Source organism: Nocardiopsis sp. NPDC055824, assembly GCF_053616335.1.
Genome location: NZ_JBSHDN010000018.1, coordinates 1 through 26,831, shown reverse-complemented (window position 1 = coordinate 26,831; position 26,831 = coordinate 1). Strand labels below are relative to the sequence as shown.

25 protein-coding genes are annotated in these 26,831 nt (G+C 73.0%); 8 read left to right on the top strand and 17 right to left on the bottom strand.

All coding sequences use genetic code 11. From position 1 onward, the window contains the following. Positions 1-131: 131 nt before the first annotated feature. Together ACWGL3_RS06820 and ACWGL3_RS06815 are read right to left on the bottom strand one after the other, a co-directional pair. Positions 132-1,118: an NAD-dependent epimerase/dehydratase family protein gene (locus tag ACWGL3_RS06820; protein WP_267947214.1), complete on the bottom strand. Its 987-nt coding sequence runs from the start codon at positions 1,116-1,118 to the stop codon at positions 132-134. Positions 1,119-1,123: 5 nt separating this feature from the next. Beyond that, positions 1,124-2,476, bottom strand: coding sequence for a nucleotide sugar dehydrogenase (locus tag ACWGL3_RS06815; protein WP_267947215.1), 1,353 nt, complete (start codon positions 2,474-2,476; stop codon positions 1,124-1,126). A gap of 412 nt (positions 2,477-2,888) precedes the next feature. On the opposite strand from ACWGL3_RS06815, the gene ACWGL3_RS06810 reads away from it, so the two are divergent. Continuing rightward, positions 2,889-4,142: an activator-dependent family glycosyltransferase gene (locus tag ACWGL3_RS06810; protein WP_452461006.1), complete on the top strand. Its 1,254-nt coding sequence runs from the start codon at positions 2,889-2,891 to the stop codon at positions 4,140-4,142. Between the two features lie 123 nt (positions 4,143-4,265). On the opposite strand, the gene ACWGL3_RS06805 is transcribed toward ACWGL3_RS06810, so the two are convergent. Next, positions 4,266-5,543 carry an activator-dependent family glycosyltransferase gene (locus ACWGL3_RS06805; RefSeq protein ID WP_267947216.1) on the bottom strand — a complete coding sequence of 426 codons (1,278 nt, stop codon included), beginning with the start codon at positions 5,541-5,543 and terminating at the stop codon, positions 4,266-4,268. A 356-nt stretch (positions 5,544-5,899) separates the two neighbouring features. Between ACWGL3_RS06805 and ACWGL3_RS06800 the strand changes: the two genes are divergently transcribed. After that, the gene (locus tag ACWGL3_RS06800) at positions 5,900-6,886 is read left to right on the top strand and encodes an aldo/keto reductase (RefSeq protein WP_267947217.1); all 987 of its coding nucleotides are present in this window, start codon (positions 5,900-5,902) and stop codon (positions 6,884-6,886) included. Between the two features lie 105 nt (positions 6,887-6,991). Here the strand turns inward: ACWGL3_RS06800 and ACWGL3_RS06795 are convergent, their stop codons facing one another. The 5 genes from ACWGL3_RS06795 to rfbA form a co-directional block, all read right to left on the bottom strand. Continuing rightward, complete coding sequence (locus ACWGL3_RS06795; protein ID WP_267947218.1) at positions 6,992-8,032, bottom strand: ketoacyl-ACP synthase III family protein; 1,041 nt, start codon at positions 8,030-8,032, stop codon at positions 6,992-6,994. Between the two features lie 131 nt (positions 8,033-8,163). Continuing rightward, on the bottom strand, positions 8,164-9,663 hold the full coding sequence (locus ACWGL3_RS06790; RefSeq protein ID WP_267947219.1) for an aromatic amino acid ammonia-lyase: 1,500 nt from the start codon (positions 9,661-9,663) through the stop codon (positions 8,164-8,166). Next, the gene (locus ACWGL3_RS06785) at positions 9,660-10,772 is read right to left on the bottom strand and encodes an AMP-binding protein (RefSeq protein WP_452461002.1); all 1,113 of its coding nucleotides are present in this window, start codon (positions 10,770-10,772) and stop codon (positions 9,660-9,662) included. The genes ACWGL3_RS06790 and ACWGL3_RS06785 overlap by 4 nt, the downstream gene beginning before the upstream one ends. A 122-nt stretch (positions 10,773-10,894) precedes the next feature. Further along, the gene (gene rfbB / locus ACWGL3_RS06780; RefSeq protein WP_267947221.1) at positions 10,895-11,893 is read right to left on the bottom strand and encodes a dTDP-glucose 4,6-dehydratase; all 999 of its coding nucleotides are present in this window, start codon (positions 11,891-11,893) and stop codon (positions 10,895-10,897) included. Further along, a complete protein-coding gene (gene rfbA, locus ACWGL3_RS06775) occupies positions 11,890-12,786 on the bottom strand; it encodes a glucose-1-phosphate thymidylyltransferase RfbA (protein ID WP_267950572.1) in 897 nt (298 codons plus the stop codon). The genes rfbB and rfbA overlap by 4 nt, the downstream gene beginning before the upstream one ends. Before the next feature lie 326 nt (positions 12,787-13,112). On the opposite strand from rfbA, the gene ACWGL3_RS06770 reads away from it, so the two are divergent. Continuing rightward, the gene (locus tag ACWGL3_RS06770; RefSeq protein ID WP_267947222.1) at positions 13,113-14,321 is read left to right on the top strand and encodes a nucleotide disphospho-sugar-binding domain-containing protein; all 1,209 of its coding nucleotides are present in this window, start codon (positions 13,113-13,115) and stop codon (positions 14,319-14,321) included. Between the two features lie 13 nt (positions 14,322-14,334). Here ACWGL3_RS06770 and ACWGL3_RS06765 read toward each other — a convergent pair whose 3' ends face one another. From ACWGL3_RS06765 to ACWGL3_RS06755, 3 genes are all read right to left on the bottom strand, one after another. Next, on the bottom strand, positions 14,335-15,588 hold the full coding sequence (locus ACWGL3_RS06765) for an activator-dependent family glycosyltransferase (RefSeq protein ID WP_267947223.1): 1,254 nt from the start codon (positions 15,586-15,588) through the stop codon (positions 14,335-14,337). A 37-nt stretch (positions 15,589-15,625) separates the two neighbouring features. Next, positions 15,626-16,189: a GNAT family N-acetyltransferase gene (locus ACWGL3_RS06760; RefSeq protein WP_267947224.1), complete on the bottom strand. Its 564-nt coding sequence runs from the start codon at positions 16,187-16,189 to the stop codon at positions 15,626-15,628. 76 nt (positions 16,190-16,265) lie between these two features. After that, entirely contained in the window at positions 16,266-16,364 is a 99-nt protein-coding gene (locus ACWGL3_RS06755; protein WP_267947225.1) for a SapB/AmfS family lantipeptide, read from the bottom strand. A 318-nt stretch (positions 16,365-16,682) separates the two neighbouring features. Between ACWGL3_RS06755 and ACWGL3_RS06750 the strand changes: the two genes are divergently transcribed. The 3 genes from ACWGL3_RS06750 to ACWGL3_RS06740 all read left to right on the top strand — a co-directional run bounded on the left by ACWGL3_RS06750 (position 16,683) and on the right by ACWGL3_RS06740 (position 20,718). Continuing rightward, positions 16,683-17,267 (top strand): GNAT family N-acetyltransferase, encoded by a 585-nt coding sequence (locus tag ACWGL3_RS06750; RefSeq protein WP_267947226.1) that lies wholly within the window; start codon positions 16,683-16,685, stop codon positions 17,265-17,267. A 53-nt stretch (positions 17,268-17,320) separates the two neighbouring features. Beyond that, entirely contained in the window at positions 17,321-19,852 is a 2,532-nt protein-coding gene (lanKC, locus tag ACWGL3_RS06745) for a class III lanthionine synthetase LanKC (protein ID WP_267947227.1), read from the top strand. 140 nt (positions 19,853-19,992) lie between these two features. Further along, the gene (locus ACWGL3_RS06740) at positions 19,993-20,718 is read left to right on the top strand and encodes a class I SAM-dependent DNA methyltransferase (protein ID WP_267947228.1); all 726 of its coding nucleotides are present in this window, start codon (positions 19,993-19,995) and stop codon (positions 20,716-20,718) included. A gap of 6 nt (positions 20,719-20,724) precedes the next feature. Here ACWGL3_RS06740 and ACWGL3_RS06735 read toward each other — a convergent pair whose 3' ends face one another. The 5 genes from ACWGL3_RS06735 to ACWGL3_RS06715 all read right to left on the bottom strand — a co-directional run bounded on the left by ACWGL3_RS06735 (position 20,725) and on the right by ACWGL3_RS06715 (position 23,763). Beyond that, entirely contained in the window at positions 20,725-21,513 is a 789-nt protein-coding gene (locus ACWGL3_RS06735) for a DUF4429 domain-containing protein (protein ID WP_267947229.1), read from the bottom strand. 102 nt (positions 21,514-21,615) lie between these two features. Beyond that, the gene (locus tag ACWGL3_RS06730) at positions 21,616-22,575 is read right to left on the bottom strand and encodes an ATP-binding cassette domain-containing protein (RefSeq protein WP_267947230.1); all 960 of its coding nucleotides are present in this window, start codon (positions 22,573-22,575) and stop codon (positions 21,616-21,618) included. Positions 22,576-22,673: 98 nt separating this feature from the next. After that, positions 22,674-23,231: a GNAT family protein gene (locus ACWGL3_RS06725; RefSeq protein ID WP_267947231.1), complete on the bottom strand. Its 558-nt coding sequence runs from the start codon at positions 23,229-23,231 to the stop codon at positions 22,674-22,676. A 98-nt stretch (positions 23,232-23,329) separates the two neighbouring features. Continuing rightward, positions 23,330-23,452, bottom strand: a complete 123-nt coding sequence (locus ACWGL3_RS06720; protein WP_267947232.1) for a SapB/AmfS family lantipeptide — start codon at positions 23,450-23,452, stop codon at positions 23,330-23,332. A gap of 188 nt (positions 23,453-23,640) precedes the next feature. After that, a complete protein-coding gene (locus ACWGL3_RS06715; RefSeq protein ID WP_267947233.1) occupies positions 23,641-23,763 on the bottom strand; it encodes a SapB/AmfS family lantipeptide in 123 nt (40 codons plus the stop codon). Positions 23,764-24,054: 291 nt separating this feature from the next. Here ACWGL3_RS06715 and ACWGL3_RS06710 point away from each other — a divergent pair, with 291 nt between their 5' ends. Together ACWGL3_RS06710 and ACWGL3_RS06705 are read left to right on the top strand one after the other, a co-directional pair. Further along, positions 24,055-24,660, top strand: coding sequence for a GNAT family N-acetyltransferase (locus ACWGL3_RS06710; RefSeq protein WP_267947234.1), 606 nt, complete (start codon positions 24,055-24,057; stop codon positions 24,658-24,660). A 175-nt stretch (positions 24,661-24,835) separates the two neighbouring features. After that, positions 24,836-25,693: an ABC transporter permease gene (locus ACWGL3_RS06705; protein ID WP_267947235.1), complete on the top strand. Its 858-nt coding sequence runs from the start codon at positions 24,836-24,838 to the stop codon at positions 25,691-25,693. A gap of 179 nt (positions 25,694-25,872) precedes the next feature. Here the strand turns inward: ACWGL3_RS06705 and eda are convergent, their stop codons facing one another. Next, positions 25,873-26,505, bottom strand: a complete 633-nt coding sequence (gene eda / locus ACWGL3_RS06700) for a bifunctional 4-hydroxy-2-oxoglutarate aldolase/2-dehydro-3-deoxy-phosphogluconate aldolase (RefSeq protein WP_267947236.1) — start codon at positions 26,503-26,505, stop codon at positions 25,873-25,875. Positions 26,506-26,831 lie beyond the last annotated feature (326 nt).

Sequence of the window (26,831 nt, the reverse complement as noted above, 5' to 3'; positions counted from 1 at the left end):
CCGGCCAACCCCGGCCGGGGGTGGGGGGCCACACCCCTCACCCCCGGGGGGGGGGGGGGGCGGGGCCCGGGGGGGGGGGGGGGGGGGGGTGGGGGGGGGGGGGGGGGGGGGGCCCCCCCCACGGGCGGGGGTCAGTCCGTGGTGTTCTCCTGCTGTTCGAGCCACCACGGGCTCTCCTCGGCCCACTCGATGGTGCGGGCCACCCCCTCCCGCAGGGAGGTGGTGCTCTTCCACCCCAGGAGGGAGAGGATCTTCCCGGCGTCGGGGATGCGCCGGTCGAGGTCCTGGTAGGAGTCGCCGAACCTGTCCCGGGTGTCGATCGACGTGAGGCCGACGCGCCCCCCGGTGAGCTCCACGACGAGGTCGACCGCCTCGCGGATCGTGACCTCGTCCGAGCTGCCGACGTTGAAGCACTCCCCGTCCGCCTCGGACCGGGTGCCGATCTCGATGGTGGCGTCGACGGCGTCGTCGATGTAGGTGAAGCTCCGGGTCTGGCTGCCCTCGTCGTAGACGATCGGGGGCTCCCCGCGCAGCGCCCGGTGGACGCTGCGGCTGATGAGGAAGGCCGGGCGCTGGCGCGGCCCGTAGAGGTTGAAGTAGCGGACGATGGAGGCGTTGAGGCCCCGCTCCCGCATGTAGCCGAACGTCAGGTGCTCGGCCAGCGCCTTGCTGGAGGAGTAGCTCCACCGGTTGGCCGACGTCGTCCCGAGGATCCGGTCGGCGTCCTCCTTCCAGGGGACGTCCGGGTTCTTGCCGAACACCTCGCTGGTGCTGGCGAAGACCACCTTGGCCCCGACCCGCTGGGCCCGGTCGAGCACGTTGCGGGTCCCCGTGAAGTTGACGTCGATGACGTCGAGGGGGGATTCCAGGTAGCGGTCCACCCCCACGACGGCGGCGAGGTGGTACACCACGTCCACCCCGCTCGTGATGGCCTCGGAGAGCTGGTCCGCGGAGCTGACACTGCCCCGGACGTACTCGACCTCGGTCCAGGAGGGCGCGGGTTTGGGCCGCGCCCCCTTCGAGTCGAAGACGACGACCTCGTCCCCCCTGCGCAGGAGGCGGTCGACGAGGTGGCTTCCGACGAAGCCGTTTCCCCCGGTCACTACGGCACGCGCCACGGCGTCTACCGTCCTATCCCTCGGTAGGTGAATCCGAGCCCCGTGAGGGACTCGACGGTCTGCTCGTCGAAGTGGGCCCGGCCGTCCAGGAACAGGCATCCCGGGGCGGTGAGCGCGCGGAGCGCGGCCATGTCCAGTTCGGCGAACTCATCGTGCCACGCGAGAACCGCGAGGCAGTCGGCACCGGACGCCGCCCCTTCCACACCGGACGAGGGCTCCACGCCGAACTCCTTGCGGATCTCGTCGGGGTCCGCGAGCGGGTCGAAGAGCGCCACGTCGGCCCCGGCCTCGCGGAGCGCGGAGACCACGGGCAGGGTGGGGGTCGACCTCAGGTCGCCGGTGTTGTTCTTGAAGGACAACCCCAGAACGGCCACCCGCGACCGGTCGGCGGGGGTGCCCAGGGCGGCGAGGCCGTCCACGATGAGCCCGGCGACGTAGCCGGGCATCGCCTCGTTGGCCTCGCGCGCGGTGACCACGGTGCTGAGGTCGACCCCCCGTTCCCGGGCGGAGCGCCAGAGCATCCAGGGGTCCTTGGTCAGGCAGGAGCCGCCCACGCCGACGCCCGGCGAGAGGACGTTGATGTTCCCCTTCCCCTTGGGCACCTCGTTGGTCGCCGCGATGACCTCCATGGCGTCCACCCCGATGGCCGCGCAGTAGCGCGCGAGCTCGTTGGCCAGGGCGATGTTGTGGTCGATCCACCAGTTGTTGAGGAGTTTCACCGTCTCGGCGGCCTCGATGGAGGAGCAGGGGACGGTCTCGACGCCGAGCCCGGCCCGCCAGAACCGCTCGGCCGCGGCTCCGGACCGCTCGTCCCAGCCGCCGACGACCACGGGGAGCCGGCGGATCTCGGCCAGCGCGCTGCCCTGGGAGAGGCGTTCGGGGCAGAAGGCCAGCCCGAAGTCCTCCCCGCAGGTCAGGCCCCCGCCCTCCAGCAGCGGTGCGACGAGGGCGCGGGTCGTGCCCGGGGGGACCGTGCTCTTGAAGATGACGACCTGTCCGGCCCGCAGGTGCAGCCCGATCTCGGTCGCGGCGCTCTCGACCTGCGTCTCGACGAGCGTGCCGTCCTCCTGGACCGGGGTGCCGACGGCGATCACGACCACGTCCGTATCGGAGATCGCGGCGAAGTCGGTGGTGACGCGCAGGCGGCCGGACCCCCGGCCCTTGGCCACCAGTTCGGGCAGCCCCGGCTCCTTGAGACGACAGCGGCCCGCCTCCATCTCCTCGATCAGGGAGGCGTCGACGTCGACGCCGACGACGTCCACCCCGTTGTCGGCCAGGCTGACGGCGACGCACGATCCCACGTATCCCAGGCCGACGACCGAGACGGTGATGTCCTCCCGATCCAGCAGGAAACGCATATGAGCTCCATTCGACTCTCACCCCGGCGGCACAGGGAAAACAGGTCCCGAGGGATCTTGACGAGAAAGGATCGGTCCAGTATCCGGCCATTCACCTGTCCGGCGGATCGGCCGGTGCCTGGGAATCTACTTCATGCGCGCGGGGCGCACGGGGCAGCACCGGGGAAGTCCTCGTCGGAGGCGGGGCGAACGACTTCCCTACAATCTCCCTTGCCGAAGATAAATGAGGCCCCGGCCGGTTCAGGTGGGCAATGATATGCGCGCGGAAGCAACTCTTGGCAAACCCGGTCGCGTGCCGATTGGTTCGGCCGCCGGGAAAGAATACGCCGCGGCCGGGGCGGACCCGCGGCGCCGGGGGCCTCCCGGCCCGCTCCCGCGGCCGGCGGACGACACAGGGACGGAGGCGATGGCCGTGCGCGTGCTGATCGCGACGCAGGCGGAGAGAACCCACTTCCTGGGGATGGTGCCCCTGGCGTGGGCCCTGCGGGCCGCCGGGCACGAGGTGCGGGTGGCGAGCCAGCCCGCGCTGGGGCCGACGGTGGCGGCGACGGGTCTGCCCTTCGTCCCCGTGGGGCGGGACCACCTCCTGCGCCGGGTCATGCGCCAGTACCACGCGATGACGGGCGGGGAGGAGGACGAGTTCGACATGGCGGAGGACCGGGACGAGATCCTCACCTGGGAGTACCTGCTGGAGGGCTACCGCCTGATGGTCCCGTGGTGGTGGCGGATGGTGAACGACCCCATGGAGCAGGACCTGGTGGCGCTGTGCCGGGAGTGGAGGCCCGACCTGGTCGTGTGGGAGCCCATCACCTTCTCCGGCGCGATCGCGGCGCAGGCGTGCGGGGCGGCCCACGTGCGCTACCTGTGGGGCGCCGACATCTTCGCCCGCACCCGCCGCCGCTTCCTGGCACGGATGGCCGAGCAGCCCGAGACAGACCGGGAGGACCCCCTGGCCGCCTGGCTGGGCGCCCGCGCCGCCCGCCACGGCGTCGAGTACTCCGAGACCCTGGTCCACGGACAGGCCACCATCGAACAGATCCCCGCGTCCCTGAGGGTGGACACACCCTCCCACCTGGACTACCTGCCCATGCGCTACGTCCCCTACAACGGCAGGGCCGTGGTCCCCGACTGGCTGCGCACCCCGCCCGAGCGCCCCCGCATCGCCCTCACCCTCGGCACCAGCGCGGCCGAGTGGTACGGGGAGCACCAGCTCTCGCCCAAGGACGCACTGGAGGGGCTGGCCGACCTGGACGCGGAGGTCGTCGCCACCCTGCCCGCCCGCGAACAGGACGCCCTCGGCCCCGTCCCCGCCAACACCCGCCTGACCGAGTACGTGCCCCTGCACGCACTCGCCCCCACCTGCGACGCGATGATCACCCACGGCGGACCCGGCACCGTCCTGACCGCCCTCACCGGCGGCACCCCCCAGCTCATGGCCCCCAACGTCAACATGTTCGACACCGTGCTGCTGTCGGGCCGGGTGCGGGACCGGGGCGCCGCCCTCGTCCTGGACCCCGACCGGGTCACCCCCGACGCCGTGGCCGCCGGGGTACGAGCGCTCCTGGACGACCCCCGCCACACCCGGGCCGCCGAGGCCCTGCGCCAGGAGATGGCAGCCATGCCCTCCCCCGCCGACCTCGCCCACACCCTCACCGACCGGCGCTGACCGGCTCCGACCCCGCACCGAACCCCGGTCCACGGGGCACCGCGCGGGTCGCGCGAGGCCGGACGGGGCCGGGGCTCCTCCGGCGTGCGGCGGGGCGCCCCCGAACCGCCGGCGGCGCCCCGCTCAGGTCGGCCCCAGGGACCCCTCCCGCACCAGGTCGGCCAAGACGCGCGCCGTCTCGGCGGGGGAGGGCATGGCGGCCATCTCCTCGCGCAGCAGCCCCGCCGCCGCGGCGTGCCGGGGGTCCTCGACCAGGCGGCGCGCGGTGTCCCGCAGGCTCACGGCTCCGGCGTCCTCCGGCAGCACCACCAGCCCCGCCCCCTGGCGCTCCACCAGCCGCGACAGCAGGGGCGCGTCCAGCCGGGGCCCGGGCACGAGCAGTTGGGGCACCCCGTGGGACAGCCCCGAGCACAGGGTGCCGGGTCCGGAGTGCGTGATCATGGCCGCGCAGGTCGGCGCCAGGACGTGCAGGGGCGCGTAGCCCACCAGCCGCACGTTGTCGGGGAGCGGGCCGAGCCCGGCCTCCTCCTCCGGCGGCAGGGTCGCGACGATCTCCGCGTCCAGCTCCCCCAACCCCCGCAGGACCTCGCCCAGCGAGAACGTGTGCCCCCCGAACCACTCGGTCGTGCTGCTTCCCACGCTCAGCGCGATGCGGGGGCGTTCGGGCGGGGTGCGCAGCCAGTCGGGGACCACGGCCCTGCCGTTGTAGGGGACGTAGCGCAGGGGGAGGCGCCGGGCGCCGGTGGGCGCGGACAGGGTCAGGGAGTCGGGGAGGTAGTCCAGGGTGGCCTGTCCCCGGACGAGGTCCTCGGAGAACTCCACCCCGTAGCGGGCGGCGCGGTTCTCCAGCCAGGCGCGGACGGGGTCGTCGCGGTCGGCCTCGGGCTGCTCGCCCATGCGCTCCAGGTACTGCACCCGCATGGCGGCGAACAGGTCCAGGCTCCACAGGAACCGCACGTGGGGCGCACCGCACGCCTGCGCCGCGATCGCCCCCGCGAACGTGGTCGCCTCCCACACCACCAGGTCGGGCTTCCATGCGCGACAGAACGACACCAGGTCGTCCAGCATCGGGTCGTTGACCATCCGCCACCACCAGGCCGCCGTGTCCCGCGCGCCCCACCGCAGCTCGTCCCACGACAGGTCGTCGTCCCAGGCCTCGCCGACGTCGAACAGCCCCGGGGCCTCTCCCTCACCCCACTGGGTCACCACCTCGAAGTGCTTCTTCAGGAGGTGGTCGCGTCCGACCGCGACCGCGGACAGCCCCGCCCGGGCCAGGAACCCCGTCAGTTCCGGCTGGCTGGCGACGCGGACCTCGTGTCCGGCGGCACGCAGTGCCCACGCGAGGGACACCATGCCGATGAAGTGCGTCTTCTCCGCGTAGGAGGCGAGCAGTACACGCAAGGGGGCATCTCCGGACAGGAGCCGGAACCGCCGGAAGGCCGGTTCCGGGAGGGGCGGGCGGTGGGGTGCGGCGCGGCGGCGGGAGCAGGGGCTCCGGGCACGGCGGGACGCGGTTGTCGCGGGGTACGGTGCCCTTCGTCCGCGGGCGCCGGGGCGGCCTCTCCGCCGCCGGGCGCCGCCGGATCGCGAGCATAGCGGCGCGGGGTCCGCCCGGACGTGGAAGTCTTCTCCACGAGGCCCTTTCCGGATCCTTCCGGAGCGATAACGGCGGCATCCGGCGGCCGGCGCACCCGCACGAGTTCCGTTCGACCCCGAGTCCAGCTTTCTCTGCGAGACACCATGAAACAGGGGAGAGAATGCAGTACACACGCCTTGGCCGTACCGCGCTGGAGGTCAGCCGCCTCTGCCTGGGAACGCTGAATTTCGGCGTGAACACTCCGCGGGACGAGAGTTTCGCGATGATGGACAGCGCGCTCGAACACGGCGTCAACTTCTTCGACACCGCCAACCACTACGGGTGGCAGGTGCACAAGGGAATGACCGAGGAACTCATCGGCGAATGGTTCGACAAGGGCGAGGGGCGCCGCGACCGTTCCATTGTGGCGACCAAGGTCTTCAACCCCATGAGCGACTGGCCCAACGACCGCGGCCTCTCGGCCCGCCACATCATCGCCTCGTGCGAGGAGTCGCTGCGCAGGCTGCGCACGGACTGGATCGACCTCTTCCAGATGCACCACGTGGACCGCAACGCGCCGTGGGAGGAGGTCTGGCAGGCGATGGAGATCCTCGTCCACCAGGGCAAGGTGCGCTACGTGGGCTCCTCCAACTTCGCGGGCTGGCACCTGGCCTCCGCCCAGGAGGCCGCGAACCGGCGCAACTTCCTCGGCCTGGTCTCGGAGCAGTGCGCGTACAACCTGGTCACGCGCCACGTGGAGCTGGAGGTCCTGCCCGCGGCGGCGTCCTACGGCATCGGGATCCTGACCTGGTCGCCGCTGCACGGCGGCCTGCTGGGCGGCGCCATCCGCAAGCTCCGCGAGGGCACCGCCGTCAAGACGGCCAAGAGCCGGGCGATGGAGGTGCTGCGCGAGCGCGGGGACACGATCGCCGCCTACGAGGACCTCTGCGACTCCGTGGGCCGCGACCCGGCCGAGCTGTCGATCGCGTGGGTGCTCTCGCGCCCGGGGGTCAACTCGACCATCGTCGGACCGCGCACCCTGGGCCAGCTCGACGGTGCGATCCGGGCCCTGGAGACGGGGATCGACGCGGAGACCGCCGAACGGATCGACGCCCTGTTCCCCCCGGTGGGCAAGGGCGGTCCCGCGCCCGAGGCCTGGTCGTGGTGAGACCGGGGGCCCGGCGGGCCCCCGGTCCCCCTCACGCGGTCGTCCGCCGGCCGGTCCTCCGGACGCGGGCTCCGGGGCCTGTCCGCGTCCGGCGCCTCCCGCGTCTCAGGAGCCGGGCGGGGCGTCGGCGATCCGCACCACGGCACAGGAGAGCGTGACCCCCGAGCCCAGTCCGCCCAGGACCACGTGGTCCCCGGGGCGGACCCCGCCCTCGTCCAGCAGGTGGCGCAGCCCGATGAAGGGGTCGGCGGCCCCGATGTGGCCGATGGTCCGGCCGTGGCTCCACGTCGACTTCTCCATGGGGAGCTTGAGGACGTCCATCCAGCGGTGCTCCACCGCTCCCGGGCCCAGGTTGCTGAAGGTGGCGCGGGCGATGTCGCCGAAGCCCACCCCGGCCTCCGCGAGGGTGCGGCCGACCAGCAGCATCATCTTCTGCTGGAGGGTGAACCAGGCGAGGTCCACCTCCGGGTCCTCCTCCCCCTTCTTGGTGAGGGCGCGCCCCCGGGCGCGAAGGTCCAGTGCGGTGCCGGTCGTGGCCGCCGGGGGGAACTCGGGCTCCCCCGCCCGGTGCAGCTCCTCCAGCTCGGGGACGACCATCGAGCCCACCGAGAGCACCCGGGCCAGGCCGGGGGCCCGCCCCAGCAGGACCGCGCAGGCGCCGTCTCCCATCACGAAGGCTCCCGAGCGCCACCTGTCGACGTTCGGGGTGCTGAAGTTGTCGGCCGCGACGAGGAGGGCGGTGGCGCTCTCCGGGGCGCCGCGCAGGTGCGGCTCGGTCAGCTCCATCGCGGTGAACAGGGCATTGCACCCCTGGCGCAGCTCCCCCGCGATGACGTCGCCCCGGACGAGGTGGTGCTGGAGGTGGTACTGCGGGAACCAGACGTCGGGGCCCTGGTGCCAGATGTCCGTGTAGAGGAGGACGCGCGTGTCGTCGGGGTCGGCCCCCGCCTGGTCGTACGCCTCGCGGGCGCTGCGGAGCGCCATCTCCGGGGCGGGGAGCTCGCCAGCGACGGCGGCGCCGGCCATGTCGTGGACGGCCGCCTCCTCCGCCGTGGTGAGTCCCTCGGCCACGGCGGTCTCCACGCTCACCCGGGTCTCGGGGAGGTACACACCGAGGCCCCGGATCCATAGTTCTGGCGTCTGCAAGGCGAACCCTTCCCTGTGGGGTGCGACCTGGCGGTACGCCCCGTCTGTCATGCGAACCCCCCGTCCGTGACGCGGACGGGGCGGGTGGGGCCGGGCGGGCGGCGGACGGTCGGTCCGCCGCGCGGCCGGTCTCAGGCGTCCCGGTGCACCCACTCGCCGGACCTGGCCCGGGCCTCCTCCGCGAGGGCGTCGCGCACGGCCCGCACCTCGGCGGCGAGGGGGCGGTCCCGGTCCAGCGGCGGGGACAGCTCCGCGATCCGGGCCCACAGCCCCGTCTCCCCGGTCCTGCCGGTGAGCGCGGCGAGCTGGGCCAGGCCCACGCCGAGCGAGCCGACGACCAGCCACGCCAGGTCCAGGGCCTGGGCGAGGGAGTTCGCGCCGTTGAGCGCCATGGGCACGTGGTCCTGGTTCCCGTTGTTGCAGGGCAGGGCGGTGAGGGTGGCGGGGGTCACGAGTTGGCGGATCCGCGAGACGAACGAGGTGGCGCTGACCTGGACCCCGGCCAGGCCGCTCCCCGCCCCGGGCCGGGGGGTGAGCATCGGCGGGAGTCCGCCGTTGGTGTCCGAGCCGCAGAGCAGGGACAGCTGCCGGTCGGCCATGTAGGCCACCTGTTGGAGGGCCAGGCCGAGCTGGTCCGAGCACAGGCCCACGGGCATCGCGTGGAAGTTGCCGCCGTGCAGGACCTCTCCCTCGCTGCTGACGGGGTTGTCGGTGGTCCCCACCGCCTCGCGCAGCAGGATGCGCTCCGCGGCGGCGAGCTGGTCGAGCACCGCGCCGAGGATCTGCGGCGCGCACCTGAGGCTGTAGGGCTCCTGGAGGGGCCTGGCCTCGTCGCGCTCGGCTCCGGCGGGGATGCCGGACCTGATCCACGCGGCGGCGGCGGCCTGGCCGTTCTGTCCGCGGGCCTCCGCGATCCCCGCCGCGTACGCCTGGGGGTTGGCCCCCAGCAGGTCCACCATCCGGGCGGTCATCAGCGCCGACGCGCGGACCACGTCCTCGACCTGGCGGTGGTTGTCGACGGTGACGGCGAGGCTGACCCCGCTGCCGTTGACGAAGGACAGGGCCTCGCGTGCGTTCCACCGGACCGGGGACGCGCCCAGGCGGCCCAGGGCCTCGGCGGCGGATCTGCGCGACCAGGCGCCGGAGTCCTCGCGCACCCAGGCCTCGCCCTGGCCCGCGAACGCCAGAGCCGCGCTGGCCAGGGGCTGGAGGTCCCCGCTGGCGCTCACCGTGCCCTCACGCGGGATGACGGGGGTGAAACCGCGGTTCCACAGCCCGACGAGCTCCTGCCAGAAGTCGACCGACACCGCGGAGTAGCCGCGGCGCATGCTCGTGAGCCGGAGGGCGACCACGAGTCGGCTGACCTCGGGCGACAGCGGCTCCCCCTGCGCGCTGCCGAGGTGGGCGATGAGCCCGTCCCCCTGCTCGCCCGCGGACTCCGAGGCGGGGAAGGCAACGAGCGGGCCGAAGCCGCGCGTGACCCCGTAGACGTCGGCGCCGTCGGCCAGGTGCTTGGCCATGGTCGTGGCGCTGGCCTGCATCCGCGAGAGGTCGTCGTCGGTCCAGCCGATGCTCGCGTCCCACGCGGCCCGGCGGACGACCTCGGCCAGGCTGGTCGGCGTTGGCGTCATCTGTCCACTCCTTCGGGGCGGGCGCGCGCGGACTGCACGCGCCGAAGTTTGCCTGTCTCGGAGCGGTCGATCCGCTCCACCGTCCGCACGCTGCGGGGACGGTACTCGATCCGGTCGAGTGCCCTCCGGAGCTCCTCCGCGTCGGGGGTCCCGGCCGACGCCGGGACGATCAGGAGGTCGAAGTGCTCCCCGGTCAGCGGGTCGAGCACCGGGACGCACGCCAGGTCCTCGCAGTCGAGGACGTCGACCAGCCTCTCCTCCATGAGGTCGAGGTCCAGGCGCCGCCCGTTGACGTTGACGAGCCGGGTCCGGCGTCCCGCGAACCCGAAGGTCCGGTCGCCGAGCCGGACCACGTGGTCGTCCATCCGGCACTCCGCGACCGGGGATCCCGTCCCGGGCCGCGCGATGCGGGGGCTGCGGACCACCAGGGGGGCCTCCGTCCCGGGGCGGTCCGGGCCGTGCCCGAACTCGACGTCGGAGAACAGGTGCCACGGCGGGTTGTGGGGGTTCCACTCGCGGTGGGCGACGCCGCCGGTCTCCGTGGATCCGAAGATCTCGGTCAGGCTCGCGCGGTCGCCCGCCGCGGAGAGCAGGTCGTTCGCGCTGCGCGGGACCACCGCCGTGCTGTGGACGAACGCGAGGCGTTCGGCCGCGTCGATCCAGTTCGTGCGGCCGAGGAGGATCCGGAAGGTCCAGGGGATCGCCATCACCGCCCAGCGGCGGTGGTCGGGGGGCGGCAGCTGGGCGAACTGGGGCACGTACCAGGCGGGCACGCCGAGGAGTGCGGGCACGAGCACGCTGGCGAGCATCCCGTAGAGGTGCCGCGGCGGCGCGAAGGACACGACCGCCTCGGGGCGGGCGTCCTCCAGCAGCGCGGCGAGCAGGCCCGCCTCCGACACGAGCTGCTCGCGGGTGCGGTGCCAGACGGTCGGACGGCCGGTGCTTCCCGAGGTGGTGAACGCCGTCTCGGGGGGCAGCAGGCGGCCGAGGAGCTGTTCCGCCGGTTCGTCCAGCGCGTCCCAGCGCACCGTCCACGGCCGTTCCGAGAGTTCGGGCGCCGCGGGGAGCCGTGTGATGAGGTCGCCGGGGGAGAGCTCGTCAACCGACACGTGAGTCCTGATCCGATCGGGGGTCGGGTCCCGGGCGGGGGTCCGGGACGGGGGATACGGGTCCGCGCCGGCGTCGTCTGCTGTCCCGCCGGCGGGACGGGCGGGCCGGGCGCGGGGACGCCTCAGCCGCCGTCCTCCGCTTGGGAGAGGCGCTTCTTCAGCGGTTCCCACCACGCGCGGTTCTCCGTGTACCAGGCGACGGTGCGGGCCAACCCCTCCTCGAAGGAGACGGCGGGCCGGTAGCCCAGCCGCTCGGCGGCCTTGGTCCCGTCCACGGAGTAGCGGCGGTCGTGGCCCTTGCGGTCGGCGACGAAGCGGACCATCGAGGCGTCGTGCCCGAGCAGCTCCAGGAGCGCGTCGGTGACCTCCAGGTTCCGCTTCTCGACCGATCCGCCGATGTTGTAGACCTCGCCGGGCTCACCGTGCTCGGCCGCCAGGGCGAGGGCGTCGCAGTGGTCGTCCACGTGGACCCACTCGCGGACGTTGCCGCCGTCCCCGTAGACGGGCACCGGCGTCCCGTCCAGCAGGTTGGTCACGAAGAGCGGGATCATCTTCTCCGGGAACTGGAACGGCCCGTAGTTGTTGGCGCACCGGGTGACGCAGACCCGCATGCCGTAGGTCCGGTGGAAGGACCGCGCCAGGAGGTCGGAGGCGCTCTTGGAGGCCGAGTACGGGGAGTTGGGCTCCAGGGGGTCGGTCTCGACCCACGACCCCGAGCCGAGCGTCCCGTAGACCTCGTCCGTGGAGACCAGGACGAAGTTCTCCACGTTCTCGGCCAGGGCCGAGTCCAGCAGGTGGAAGGTGCCCATGACGTTGGTGCGGACGAAGCAGCCGGCGTCCGAGATCGAACGGTCCACGTGGGTCTCGGCGGCGCAGTGCACCACGAGGGACACCCCGCCCATGAGTTCGCGCACGAGCTGTTCGTCGCACACGTCACCCCGGACGAAGGTCAGGCGCGGGTCGTCGGCCACGGAGGCCAGGCTCTCCGTCGTGCCGGCGTAGGTCAGCTTGTCCAGGACCACGATCTCGGCGTCCGCGTACCGCGGATAGGAGCCGGCGAGGACACGTCTGACGAAATTGGAACCGATGAATCCGGCGCCACCGGTGACCAGGATCTTCATACACCCGCACCCTGCCACACCCCCGCCGCCCTGCGGGCGGCCTCCATGACGTACGCGCCATAGCGGGAATTGGGCATCTCTTCCCCGAGCCGATAGCACTCGTCCGCTCCGATGAAGCCCATGTGCAAGGCGATCTCCTCAAGACAGGCGACCCGGACACCGGTCCCCCGGGCCGTGGTGGAAACGTATCGGCTTCCCTCCAACAGGGATTCCTCGGTGCCGAGGTCGAGCCAGGTTATTTCGCTCCCCATGGTCACGAGTTCGGCCCGGCCCCTTTCCAGGTAGACGCGGTTGACATCGGTGATCTCCAGTTCGCCCCGCGCGGAGGGGACGATGCTCTCGGCGATGTCCACCACGTCCTGGTCGTAGAAGTAGAGGCCCGTGACCGCGCAGTCCGAGCGCGGGGCGGCCGGCTTCTCCTCCAGGCTCTCGAACCTGCCCATGTCCCCGAATCCCGCGACCGCGTACTGCCGGGGGTCGCTCACCCTGGATCCGAAGAGCGTGCACCCGGACGTCGAGGTCGCGGCCCGGTCGAGCAGTCCGCCGAAGCCCTCGCCGTGAAAGATGTTGTCCCCCAGGACGAGGGCGCTACGGCTCCCCCGGATGTGGTCCCGGCCGATGATCAGCGCCTCGGCGATCCCCTTGGGCTCGGGCTGGGTCGCGTACCGGATCTCGATCCCCAGCGAACTCCCGGTGCCGAGCACCTGACGGATGAGGGGAAGGCTCTCGGGATTGGTGATCAGGAGGATCTCACGGATTCCAGCCGTCATCAGCACGGAGATCGGGTAGTAGAACATCGGCTTGTCGTAAACCGGGAAAAGGTGTTTGGAAATACTTCGGGCAGCGGGAAACAGGCGGCTGCCAGTGCCACCCGCCAACACAATACCTTTCATGGTGACTCCCAGAGAGGTCCGAACATCGATATTGCCGGGCAAGTACGGCGCGAACATACCGCTGCGCTACGCCCACCGGCCTGGATCCAGCACCGGTGCTAGGCTCCCAGAACCTCTTCCGAAGGGATCGACACAACCGTACCGCCACGCCGGCTCGGAAGAGGAGAACAGGTTCGGAGTGCAACACCCGCAATGAACATGCAGCGGGCCGGGCTTGTCAAGGAGCGGTGTCGGCTTTCACCGATCGGACCATCGAAATCCCGGAAGTGGGGAACACCTTGCGAATCGTCGTCGCGGCATACGCGGACAAGGCTTATTTCTTTGGCATGGTGCCGACGGCGTGGGCGCTGCGTGCCGCCGGACACGAGGTGCGGATCGCCACCCAGCCCTCCATGACCGAGGCGGCCGCCGAGACGGGCCTGACCGTGGTGCCGGTCGGGGGCGACCACACCCTCGCCGAGGTCGTGGCCCACGGGCGCGAGGAGCCGGGCGAGTCCATCTTCGACCTCTCCGAGGAGCGCCCGGAGCGGCTGGGCGAGGAGAGCCTGCGCGACGCCTACGAGGACCACGTCACCTGGTGGTGGAAACTCGTCAACGAGCCGATGGCGGAGGACCTCGTGGCGTTCTGCCGCGAGTGGAAGCCGGACCTGGTCCTGTGGGAGCCGAGCACCTACTCCGGGGCGATCGCCGCCGAGGCGTGCGGCGCGGCCCACGGGCGGTTCCTGTGGAGCGTCGACCTCTTCGCGCGCCTGCGCGGCCTCTACCGGGCGGCCGACCCCGACCCGGCCGTACCCGACGCGCTCACCGCCTGGCTCACCGAGGCCGCGGCCGCGTTCGGCGTGGACTTCTCCGAGGACCTCGTCCTGGGCCAGTTCTCCGTGCACCAGCTCCCCGAGGCGCTGCGGCTGCGGGAGCTGGAGACCGGGACGCACCTGAGCGTGCGCCCGGTGCCCTACGGCGGGAGCGCGGTCCTGCCGGCGTGGGCCCGCGAGGAGCCCAAGGGCCGGCGCGTGCTCGTCGACTGGGGTTCCTGGAGCAAGTCCCCGGAGGGCGCCGCCTCGTTCGTCGACGTGGTCGACGCGCTGATGGAGCTGGGGGCCGAGCCGGTCGTGCTCTCCCCGCGCTCCTGGGAGGACGCGCTGCCGGCGCTCCCGCCGGAGGTCCGGGTCGCCGACACGGCGGCCGCCCACCTGCTGATGGGGTCGTGCTCGCTGCTGGTGCACGGCGGGGGCTTCGACTCGTACTGCAACGCCCTGGTGGAGGGGCTCCCGCAGTTCGTCGTGCTCAACGCCGACCAGTTCGACGGGGGCCTGATCACGCGCGCGCTCCAGGACCGGGGCGCCCTGCGCTCTGTGTCCCTCGCCTCGGCCCTGTCCGAGGGGGTCGACCAGCACCTGGCCGCCGTCCTCGACGGTCCCGGGGTGAGGGAGGCGGCCGAGCGGATGCGTGACGAGACCCTGTCCGCCCCCGCCCCGGACCAGCTGGTCCCGGCCCTGGAGCGGATCGCCGCCCTCCGGGGCGCCGGCGGGGCCTGAGGGGTCGGACCGGTCAGCGCCGGTCGGCGAGGCCGGTGAGGGTGTGGGCGAGGTCGGCGGGTGTGGGCATGGCGGCGATGTCGTGTCGCAGGGTGTGTGCGGCGCGGGTGAAGGACGGGTCGCGCAGGAGGGCGCCGACGCCGTCGGCGACGGCCTCGGGGGTGACGCGGTCGGGGGGCAGGAGCAGGGCGGCGCCCCGGTCCCGCACCAGGCCGGACAGCACCGGGATGTCGAACATCCGGGGGTGCGGCGCCAGGAGTTGCGGGATCCCGCTGCTCAGCGCGGTCAGGACGGTACCGGGGCCGCCGTGGGTGACCATGGCGGCGCAGGTGGGGGCGAGTGCGTGCAGGGGCACGTACTCGACCAGACGCGTGTTGGCGGGGACGGCGCCGAGCTTGGCCTGCTCGTGGGCGGGCAGGGTCGCCACGACCTCCACGTCCAGAGCGGCCAGCCCCTCCAGGAGGGTGCCCACGTCGACCGTGTAGCCGCCCAGCCTCAGGCTCGCGCTCGTGCCGAGGCTGAGCCCGACGCGGGGGCGTTCCGGCGGGGTGCGCAGCCAGTCGGGGACCACGGCCCTGCCGTTGTAGGGCACATAGCGCATCGGCAGGTAGTCCAGGTGGGAGGGCGTGTCCACCCTCAGGGACGCGGGGACCTGCTCGATGGTGGCCTGTCCGTGGACCAGGGTCTCGGAGAACTCGACGCCGTACCGGGCGGCGCGCGCCCCCAGCCAGGCGGCCAGGGGGTCCTCCCGGTCTGTCTCGGGCTGCTCGGCCATCCGCGCCAGGAACCGCGCCCGGACCCGGGCGAACAGGTCCACGCTCCACAGGTGCCGCACGTGCGCGGCGCCGCACAGCTCGGCGGCGAGGGGGGCCGCGTACGTCGACGGCTCCCACACGACGAGGTCGGGTCCCCACTCCCGGCAGAACGCCACCAGGTCGTCCAGCATGGGGTCGTTCACCATCCGCCACCACCAGGTGACCACCTTGCCGTAGCCCTCGCGCAGGTGGTCCCAGGTGAGGACCTCGTCCCGGTCCTCCGCCATGTCGAAGTCCAGATGCCGGTCGGCCAGCCCGTTCCGGCTGACCCTGGCGAAGTGGTGGTCCCTGCCGACGGGGACGAAGGGCAGTCCCGCCTCTGCGGCCACGGACCGCAGGTGCGGCTGGCTCGCCACCCTCACCTCGTGCCCGGCCGCCCTCAGTGCCCACGCCAGGGGCACCGTCCCCAGGAAGTGGGTCCTCTCCGCCTGCGTCGCGATCAGCACCCTCATCGCGGCCGCCGCCCCGCGCCCCCGTGCCGGACGGCGCTCACGCCGGCCCGGTCCCCGCCGCCGCGCGTACGTAGACGGCGCCGGCCGCGTCCCACTCCTCCCGGTAGACGGCGAAGATCCGCACGGAGCGCAGCCTCTCCCCGTCGCGCAGGTACTCGGTCAGGGTGCCCTCCCGGGGCGTCGGCGTCCCCGTCGCGCGCAGGCCCGGGAGCCCGCTGTCGACCACCCAGAAGTAGACCTTGCGGATGTTCCACATCGAGAAGGCGTAGTTGACGGCCAGGGCGTGGGCGTCCGTCACGCCCTCCTCCCCGAGCAGTGCCGTGTCCAGGGCGAGGGCGCACTTCACGTAGCGCCCGTTCGGGTTGAGGGAGTGCAGGGAGGCGTACCCGCAGACCCGGCCGGACGCCGGGGCCTCCACGAAGAACTGGGCGGCCACGCCATCGAACTGCCGGGGCCAGAGCGAGGTGAAGACGTCGCGGCTCGGCATCCCGGCCAGACCGAGCCCGGAGAGCTCGTCGTGGACCGCCTCCCCGAACCTCTCGCCGGTGGACGCGAGCCTGGCCGACCGCGTCTCCAGATGGGGGAAAACGATCTCGTGCACAACTTCTCCCGACACTTCTGGGCAGAGCAGAGAAAAGCGCTGTGAAGATTGGCATCTCCACAGCGCGTCAAAACAATCAGCTACAACCGAAGTAGCTGATGCCGCTGTTCAGCAGAACGGCCTCGTCGAGGACGGTGTCCATCTCCTGAAGAGACAGGACGTCGGTGTGAACCATGTCTGGGCTCCTTTCCTGTGCGCAGTCGGATACTGGCGGTTCAGAACCTAGGGCAATTCCTCCGGTGCGACAAGAAGCCCGCGACCCGGCTCCCGGCGGCCGTCCCCTCCCCCGGCCGGCCGCCGACGCGGGGAGCCTCCCGCACCCCGTTCCGCCGACGGCACACGTGCTGTCCCGCCGGCGGGACGCCGGGGCCGGCGCCCCGAGCCGCCCTCCGGGCCCCGACCTGGCTCGGCCCCGGATCCCGGCCGGACACGGGCGGGCGGGGAACCCCGGTCCCGGCCCGGCCGTCGGGCACGGCCCCTAGAGTGTCGCGCCATGCTCACACCGCACCTCGAGACCCCGCGCGTCAGATTCAGCCCCATCGCGCCGGAGAACGTCACGAAACTCTACGACCTCCTGACGGAACTGGGCCTGGAAAGCCTTCCCTCACGCGACGCCTTCTCCGAGTCCTACCACTCGGTGGCCAAGCGATTCGTCGACGTATTCGAGATCCAGCTCCGGCGCACGGGCGAGGTCCTCGGTTTCGGGTCGATCCGCGAGCACGACCCGGCCGGTCATGTGAAACTGGGAATCTTCATGCGCGCCGACCGCCTTCCCGTGGGCGTGGGCGCCGAATCCATGATGCTGCTCGTCAACCACGCCTTCGCGAATTGGGATTACCTCAGGAAAGTGTACGTTCTGACCACGGACGCGAGCCTGGGGCAATTCGGGTCGGCACTCCTGGCCACCCCCCGGGAGGCGTCACTCCCCCGACACGTCTACTTCCAGGGCCGACTGTGGGACCTGCACTTCTACTCGGTGTCCCGGAGCGCCTGGACCGCCAACGGCGCTCCCATCCTCAACAGGATCGCGCGCGGGCCCAGGTCCAGGGCCGCCGCCGGGGGCTCCCGGCCCGAGTGAGCCGCGCCCCGCGCGGCCGAGCCCGTACCGCCACGCCTCCCGGAGGGAAGCCCATGCTCGACCTGTTCGAGATGTACACGCTCGCGGACCCGCTGTTCTTCGAGGAGCCGAGCCGCCTGGCGGACGGCTCCCGCCACGCCCTCGTGGTCCCGGCGGAGTTCTCCGTGAGCGCGCTGGAGCCCCCGACGGGCTGGAAGCGCACACGGAGCGGTCTCTGGCAGGTCGTCGCCCCCGAGGACCCCTCGCTGCCCGAGCAGGGGTGGAAGATCCACGTCTCGGCGACGGTGGACGGCGCGGACGCGACCTGCCGTGACGTGTGGGACTACTGCACCGGGCACGGGATCGCCTTCAAGTACCTCCTCGACAAGAACATCCTCGTCGCGGCCAACGCCAAGTACGCGGCCCGCGCGTCCAGCGGCAAGCTCCTGACCGTCTACCCGCGCGACGAGGAGGAGCTGGAGCGGACCCTGCACGGGCTCTCGGCCCTGGTCGGCGGGCGTCCCGGACCGTACGTCCTCAGCGACCTGCGGTGGGACCGGGGCCCCCTCTACGTCAGGTACGGCGCGTTCCGGGAGAGGTGGTGCCTCGACGCGCACGGCTCCCGTATCCCCGCGCTGCGCGCGCCGGACGGCTCCCTCGTCCCGGACCGCCGCGTCCCCTCGTTCTCGCCCCCGTCCTGGGCGGCGCTCCCCGACGTCCTCAGGCCCCACCTGGCCGCCCGGTCCTCCGAGGAGCGCCAGCCCTACGTCGTGGAGAAGGCCCTGCACTTCTCCAACGGGGGCGGCATCTACCTGGGCCGCCGGGAGGAGGACGGCCTCCGGGTCGTCCTGAAGGAGGCGCGTCCGCACGCGGGCCTGGACCGGGACCTGCGGGACGCGGTGGCGCGCCAGGAGCGCGAGGAGGAGAACCTGCGCCGCCTGGACGGCGTCCCGGGCGTCCCCCGGCTCCTCGGGAGCTTCACGCTGGGCGGCCACCGGTTCCTGGTGCAGGAGTACAAGGAGGGCCGCACCCTGGGCTCGTGGGGCGCCGTCCACCACCCCGGTGTGACCGACGCCCGGCCCGGCGCCGACAGCCTCGCGGCCTTCACGGAGCGGGCCCTTCGCATCCTGGGACGGCTGGAGGCGGTCCTCGCCGCCGTCCACGAACGCGGCCTCGTCTTCGGCGACCTGCACGCCAACAACGTCATCGTCGACTCCGAGGACAACGTCTCCCTCATCGACTACGAACTCGCCTTCGACGCGGACGACGACGGTCGACGGGCTCCGCTCGGCGCCCCCGGCTTCTCCGCGTCGGCCAGGACCGGCCCGGCCGTCGACGCCTACGCCCTCGCCGCGACGCGCCTGTCCGTCTTCCTCCCCTTCTCCCGGATCACCGCGCTCGCCCCGGAGAAGGCGGTCGCCCTGCTCGGCGTGCTCCGCGAGCTCTTCCCCGTGCCCGCGGCGTGGGCGGACGAGATCGAGCGCGAGCTGGTCCCGGACTCCCGTGCCCCGGCGCCGACCCCGGTGACCCCGCGGGCCGTCGCCGCGGGCATCCGGGCGTCCGCCACGCCGGAGCGCACCGACCGGCTGTTCCCCGGAGACCTCCAGCAGTTCGTGTCCGGCGGCTACGGCATGGCCCACGGCGCGGCCGGGGTCCTGTGGGCGCTGGACCGGGCCGGGCAGGGGCGCTCGCAGGAACACGAGGCGTGGCTGTTGGCGGCGTCGCGCCGCCTGCGCTCCCCCCGGCAGGGCTTCTACGACGGGGTCGCGGGCCTGGCGTACGCGCTGGACCACCTGGGCCACCGCGAGGAGGCCGCCGACCTGCTGGACCGCAACGCCGGGGAGCCGGTCGGGGGCGTCTCCCTCTTCTCCGGGACGGCCGGGGTCTGCGCGAACCTCGTGCACTTCGCCGCGGGGGACGCAGGAAGCGAGTACGCGGTCCGCGCCGCCGAGCTGGGCGGCCGGCTCGCCGAGGCGGTCGCGTCGGCCTCCGGGGACGGCCCGGCCACCGGGCGGGCGGGGCTCATGCGCGGCTGGAGCGGCGTGGCCCTGGCCCTGCTCGCGCTGTACCGCACCACGGGCGACACCGCCTGGACCGACGCCGCGGTGCGGGCGCTGCACCTGGACCTGGACCAGTGCGTCACCTCCCCCGACGGCGCCCTGCTGGTCCGCGACCGCGGCGCGCGCGCCCTCCCCAACATCGACGCCGGGGGGCTCGGCGTCGCCCTCGTCGTCCAGGAACTCCTGGCGCACAGGGCCGACGAGCGCTGCGCGGAGAGCCTTCCCGCGCTGAGCCGGTCGTGCCACACCCTGCTGTACGCGCAGGCGGACCTGCTCCACGGCAAGGCCGGGCAGGTCGCGGCGCTCGCCCGGCTCGGCGGGGCGGAGGAGGACCTGCGCTCCCGGGTCCGCGAGCTGGAGTGGTACGCCCTGCCCTTCCGCGGCCACACCGCGTTCCACGGCGGACGGGTGCCGCGCCTGTCCATGGACCTCGCCACCGGCGGCGCCGGCGTCCTGCTGGCCCTGGCCGCGGCGTCCGGCGGGGGGAGCCCCTTCCTGCCGTTCTTCTCCGAGCCGCCCGCGACCGCGGGGAACGGGACCGGCTGAGGACCCGCGCCGGGACCGCGCGGTCCCGGCGCCGACGCGGGCGCACCGCGCCCCGGCACGTGCACACAAGGCGGGCCGTCGGGGACTCGGGGCGGTGGACGCCCCCGGCCCCGGCGGCCACGGACGGAAAGGCCCATCCGATGTACGACAGCAGCTACGCGTCCGTGTACGACACCGTCATGATCCACCGCGGCAAGGACTACGACGCGGAGGCCGCGCTGATCGCCGGCCTGGTCCGCGAGCGCAGTCCCGCCGCGGACTCCCTGCTGGACACCGCGTGCGGCACGGGGCTGCACCTGCGCGCCTTCTCCGGGCACTTCGACCGGGTCGCGGGGCTGGACGGGTCCGACGAGATGCTGGAGCTGGCCCGCGCCCGGGTGCCCGGCCTGCGGACGTGGCGCTCGGACCTGCGCGAGGTGGCGCTGGACACCCGGTTCGACGTCATCACGTGCATGTTCGCCGTTCCGCACCTGGAATCCGAGGACGAGCTCGTCTCCGTCGTCCAGGGGCTCGTGCACCACCTGAACCCGGGCGGTGTCCTGGTGGTCGAGCCCTGGGTCGGGCCGGAGGGGTTCACACCGGGGCACGTCTCCCGCGACCTGGTCGAGGACGGCGGACGGACGGTCGTGCGCCTGTCCCACTCCACCCGCGTCACGGGCAGGCACGACCGGATGCGCATGGTCGTGCACTACGCGGTGGCCGACCCCGAGGAGGGCTTGAGCCACGCCACGGACGGGTGGGAGATGTCGCTGTTCACGCCGGAGCAGTACGCCGCGGCCTTCGAGAAGGCGGGCTGCACGGCCGAGCACCTGCGGATCGAGCCGTTCGCCCACGGCCTGTGGGTGGCCGTGCGCGCCGACGGCTGACCGGCGTCAGGCCTCCTCCGGCTCCTGCCGTGTCCGGCGCCACGGCAGGGCGGGGAACGCGCGGCCGCCCTCGACGGCCTTTCCGCGTGCGGTGGGGTGCGGGAGCAGCGCCGTGACGGCCGTCGCCACGACGGCCGTGGTCCCGCCCTCGTAGTCCGTTCCCCACAGGCTCCAGTGCACCGCGAAGGGGTCGTACCTGGGCAGGACCGACTCGGTCCTGCCGAAGGGGACGAACCGCAGACTGCCGTCCTCGCCGCTCGCGACGGAGGTCCACCGGACCTCGGCGATCTCCTCCAGGGCGAGCCGCTGGGGACCGGCCGCCCGCTTGGCGGACTCCGCCTTCCAGTTGGGCCGCAGGTAGACGTGGGCGCCGTCGAAGACGACCGAGGCGTCGCCCGCGTCGGCGCGGACCGGGGCCGCGGGGGCCTCGACCAGGTAGCGGTCGGGGTCGGTCGCGTCGCCCGGCGCCAGGGCGGCGATCTCCTCGGTGACGGTCTCGGCGAGGTACTCGGCGACAAGGGCCTTCTCCTTGCCCACGCGCAGCTGGTAGGGGTCGCCGCTGCGGCTCAGGTGCCCGCCCGTCGCCTCGGTGAAGGGGTCGGCGCCCGGACGCGGGTGGGCCCGGAGGGTCCCGCCCCTGCGCCGGGGCTCGAAGACGACGCCCGCCAGCGCGGGCAGCGGCAGCGACACCACTCCGAGGCCGCGGCGCAGGGGGTGGGCTCTGCGCCCGGGAGTGATCCACAGGGCCGCCCCGTCGAAGGACCACGACCCGTGACGCGCGCTTACCTCAGCCATACGGACATAGTAGGGGCGGGCACGGGACCCGGGCCGAGGCAGCGGCGGCGGGCGCACGGTCCGGGCTCAGCGCCCGGGGCCGCCGACCAGCGGTTCGGCCCCTCAGCGGCCCTCCTGGGCGGGGCTGTCGATCCCCCGCCCGGTGTGCGCCAGGAAGACGTCGTCCAGCGAGGGCGATCTGACCTGGACCGATGTGATCTCCGCGTCGACCTCGGAGAACACGCGGGGGACGAACCGCCGCCCCCCGGCCACCGTGAACCAGACCGTGTCGCCCTCGACCACCGGGGCGAGGCCGAGCCGTGTGCTCAGCTCCTCCCGGAGGGCCTCCGGGTCGCGGGCGACGATCTCCACGCGGTCCCGGCCGATCTGCGCCTTGAGCTCGGCGGGGCTGCCGACCGTCACGATCTCCCCGCCGTCGATGACGGCGATCCGCCCGCAGTTCTCGGCCTCCTCCAGGTAGTGCGTGGTCATCAGCACGGTGATGCCCTCGCACTCGTTGAGTTCGCGGACGCGGTCCCAGATCGCCTCGCGGGACCTCGGGTCCAGCCCGGCCGTCGGCTCGTCGAGGAACAGCAGGCGGGGGCGGTGGAGCAGGCCCCGTGCGATCTCCAGCCGCCGGCGCATGCCGCCGGAGTAGGTACCGGCCAGCCTCTCCCGGTCCTCCCACAGGCCAACGTCCCGGAGCGCCCGGGTCACCCGCCCGTCGACCTCCTCGGACGGGACGCCGTAGATCTCGGCGTGGAACTTGAGGTTGTACCAACCCGTCAGGTACCGGTCGAGGGTCTGCTCCTGGAACACCAGGCCGATGCTGCGGCGCACGTCGGGACGCTCGCGCACGATGTCGAACCCGGCGATGGAGCCCGTCCCCGACGTCGGGGTGATCAGGGTGGAGAGCATGCCGATCAGCGTGGACTTGCCCGCCCCGTTGGGGCCGAGGAGGCCGAACAGCTCCCCCGGGGCCACCTCCAGGTCGACCCCCTTGACCGCCTCGACCTCACCGAAGCTCTTGGCCAGGCCGCGCGCGCGTACCATCGCCTCCGGGCCGGAACCGTCCGTCGCCATAGTCGTTCACCGCTCCTCCGCTGGTGGAGCGCCCGGTCCGGGACGGACCCGGGCGCGTTCTCCCTCCGACGCCTCCGGGCCCGGGCCGGGCCGCGCGGTCAGGCGGGGAGCCCCTCGCCCGCGCGGACCCGCACGAACTCCGCCCCGGTCCGCTCCCACGCCTCCCGGTAGACGGCGAAGACGTGGGCCGTGCGCAGTTCCGCGCCGTCGAGGACGTACTCGGGCAGGGAACCCTCCAGCCGGACCTCGGCCCCGGTCCGCCGCAGGGCCGCGAGGTCCTCGTCCGGGGTCCACAGGTAGAGCTTGCGCAGGTTCCACATCGAGAACGCGTAGTTGACGGTGAGCGCGTAGGCGTCGGTGGCCCCGTCCGGCCCCAGTTCCCGCTCGTCCGCGACGAGGGAGCCGCAGCCGTGGCGGGCCTGGGAGTTGAAGCCGTGCACGGAAGCGTAGCCCGCGACCCGCCCGGTCCCCGGGGCGTGCAGGAGGAACTGGGCTCCCACCTGGTCGTACCTGCCGGGCCAGAGGGCGGCGAAGACGTCGCGGCCGGGAAGGCCGTCCAACCCGTGGCCGACGAGTTCGTCGCGCACCGCCCCGCCCCGTCTGGTGCCGGTGGCGGCAAGCCTCACGCCGACCGTGTCGAGGTGGGGGAAGATCATCGCGTGCGGCCTCTCTCCCGGCCCGGTTCGTCGCGGACCGGCCGGGCGTGCGGGGGAACGCTGCGAAGAGGGCCCTCACAGCGTTCCCGGAGGAACGGCTACTGGGGCTGGGTGATCACGTCGCCGCTGCAGCCGACGAGGCTGAGGCCGCTGTTCAGCATCGCGCTCTCGTCGACGGCCACCTCGAAGGCCTGGAGATCGAGGACGTCGGAAAGTGCCATTTTTCCTCCTGAGAAAGAAAAACACGGGGGATACCTACGCGAGGGAAGATAGGAGAAACCACAGCCGACCACAAGAGACGAATCCGCCCGGCGCCCGGTGCGAAGTCCGGCCGTGCAGGAGCCGTCTCCGCACCGGGATCACGAGATGGGACGACCGGTTGAATCCCCGTCAAATACCGGTCAGCCGGTCAACTCGGCTGGACAATGACGTCACCGCTGCAGCCGATGTAGCTGAGTCCGCTGTTGAGGAGGGCTTCGGCCTCCAGACCGATGTCCATGCCCTGAAGCGAGAAGACGTCGGACAATGCCATGGCGTCCACCTTTCTTCGATGGTCCGATAGTGCCGACCCAGAACCTAGGCCGACAATGTCGTCGGCGACAAGGAGGGCATTCCCCCGCGCACGTCCCGCCGGCGGGACAGGAATACACGGCGGAACCCGGTACCGTTTCGAACCCCGTCCGCACCCCTTTGGCGCGGACGGGAGGCGCCCCGGGGGCGCGGCCCGCACCGACCCCCGTGCGCGTCGGGTCCTTCCGTGCCAGGATGTCGCCCCCACGGGCTCCGAGCCCCGCGGCAGGCGGAAAGGACGCAACGGTCGGCGATGACATCCCCCCACCTCGAAACCCCTCGTGTCCGCTTTCGTCCCATCGACGAGGAGAACGTCCTCGATCTGTACCAGCTCCTCCTGAAGCTCGGCATAGAGACCCTGCCGTCCCGGGACAACTTCGAGTCGTCGTTCAGGGCCGTGGACGATTCGGAGGTCGCCGTACTTCAGATCGAGACGAAACAGGACGGCGCGGTCCGGGGATTCGCCTCGATCCGGGAACACAGTCCGGCGGGGCACGCGAAGGTCGGCATCTTCATGGATCCCCACGGAATTCCGGTGGGCGTCGGAGCGGAATCCATGATGCTCCTGGTCAACTATGCCTTCACCCGCTGGGAGGATCTCAGAAAAGTATACGCCCTGACGACGGACGCGAGCCTGATGCATTTCGGGTCAGCCCTTTTCACGACACCCAGGGAGGCCACCCTCCCCGGGCACGTGTATTTTCGGGGCCGGCTGTGGGACCTCCACTACTATTCCGTCTCCCGGGAGTCCTGGGCGGGCACGGGGGCCAAACTCCTCACGAGGATGGCGGGCGGCCGTCCACGGCGGGAGGGCGCCGGCTCCGTGGAGAGGGGGTCCGCGCCGGTGTGGACGGAATGACGGACGTGAGGCCGGCGGCCGAACCCGGCGCCGACGGGAACGCCCCGGGTTCGCCAGGGTGGGGACCGCGGGGCATCCGGCCGGAAGGCTCCCCGGGCGCCGCCCGCTCCCGCGGACGGACGGGGGGAGGGTGTCCCCCGACTCCCGAGCAACCCCCTGACGAGAAGGACACCGGATGACGGCCACGCGGCGCCAGCCCGCCCCCACCTCCCCCTTCGGGCTCGGTCACGACCTGCGCACGATCAGGGTGGTGCTCAAGCGCGACCTCTTCCGCTTCGTCCACGACGTCAGCCGGGGCGTGGCGATGCTCCTGCAATCGGTGATGTGGCTGTTCGTGATCGGTGTGGGCTTCGGCTCGCTCATCCCCCGCGGCGAGGACGACCTGCCGCTGACCGCCGTCATGTTCCCGGGCGTGATCGTCATGACGGTCATCGGCACGGCGGTGTCCTCGGCCGCGACCATCGTCACCGACCGCGAGGTCGGCTTCCTGCGCGGCATGCTCGTCGCGCCGGCCAAGCGCTCCGCGCTCATCCTGGGCAAGGTCCTGTCCGGCGCGGTCCTCGCCACCCTCCAGGCCTGCCTGATCCTCTCGGTCGCGGGGCTGGCGGGGGTCCCCTACGCGCCGGGGCTGATGCTCACCCTGTTCGGGCTCACCTTCATGGTCGGGCTGACGGCCTCCGCGATGGGCGTCTTCATCGCCGTCTCGGTCAAGGGCAGCGAGGCGTTCATGGGCATGGCCCAGCTCGTCATCTCGCCCCTGGTCCTGTTGTCGGGCGCCATGTTCCCCATCGGGAACCTCCCCTCCTGGCTGGCCGCGATCACCCTGGTCAACCCGATCACCTACGTCGTCGACCCCATGCGCCAGGCGGTCTTCGCCCACCTCGACACCTCCCCCGCGACCGAGGCGCTGTTCAACCCCGGGATCACGTGGTTCGGCTGGCAGATCCCCTGGGCGGCCGAGGTCGGACTCGTCGCCGGGGCCGGCGTGCTCCTGGTGTGGCTGACCGTGGTCCGCTTCAACCGGTCGGAGTAGGCGGCGCCGCGGGCGGGGCGCCCGGCGGAGCGGCCAGGGGCCCTCGACCACGCGGCGGGCCGGCGCCAGGCGTCCGGCGGGTGTGGGACGGGCGTCGGCGCGGGTGATGGGGGGCGTCGAGGGCCCCCGTCGCCTGGGACGGGCGGGGTCGTCGTCACCGCCCCCCGCGGTCAGGACGCCTAGAGGGCCGCGGCCTCCTCGGCCAGGCGGGTGACGCGGCCCCAGTCGCCCGCCGACACCAGGTCGGCGGGGGTCAGCCAACTGCCTCCCACACAGCCCACGTTGGACAGGGCCAGGTAGGAGGGGGCCGACGCGGCGGTGATCCCCCCGGTCGGGCAGAAGCGCACCTGGGGCAGGGGGCCCGTCAGCGACTTCAGGAACGCCGCGCCGCCCGCGGCCTCGGCGGGGAAGAACTTCAGCGCCGAGAGACCGCGCTCCAGGAGCGCCATCGCCTCGGACACGGTGCCCACCCCCGGGAGGAAGGGCAGGCCGGTGTCGGCCATGGCCGAGGCGAGGTCGGCCGTGCACCCGGGGCTGACCAGGAACCGCGCGCCCGCCTCGGCCGCCGCCCGCGCCTGTCCGGGAGAGACCACGGTGCCCGCGCCCACGACGGCTTCGGGCACCTCGGCCGCGATGCGCCCGATGGCCTCCAGCGCGGCCGGGGTCCGCAGCGTCACCTCGATACCGGGCAGGCCGCCGGCGACCAGGGCGCGGGCCAGCGGCACGGCGGTCTCCGCGTCCGAGACCACCACCACCGGCATCACCGGGGCGAGGTCGAGGATGTCCGCGCCCGAACGGGGGCTCGTCGTCATGTGCGTCTCCGTCTGTGTGGTGGTGCGTGGTCCGGTGCGGGCGCACCGGCGGCCGCCCGCTCCGGTGCGGGCGGCCCGGGGCGGGGCGGGCGCGCCCCCGCCCCGGGGGGCCGGCCCTGCCCGCCCCCCCCCGCCGCCCCCGGGGGGGGGGGGGACAAACCCCCCGCGCCCGCCGCCCCCCGGGCGCCCCCCCCCCGCCGGGGGGGGCGCGGGGGCCGGGGGTGGCCCGCCACCACGGGCCGGCAACCGGGGCGGGGGCAATGTTATCCCAGGTGGGGTGGGTGGAAGAGCATTTCTCGCGAAAGTGGCGAATGGGTCTCTTGGGG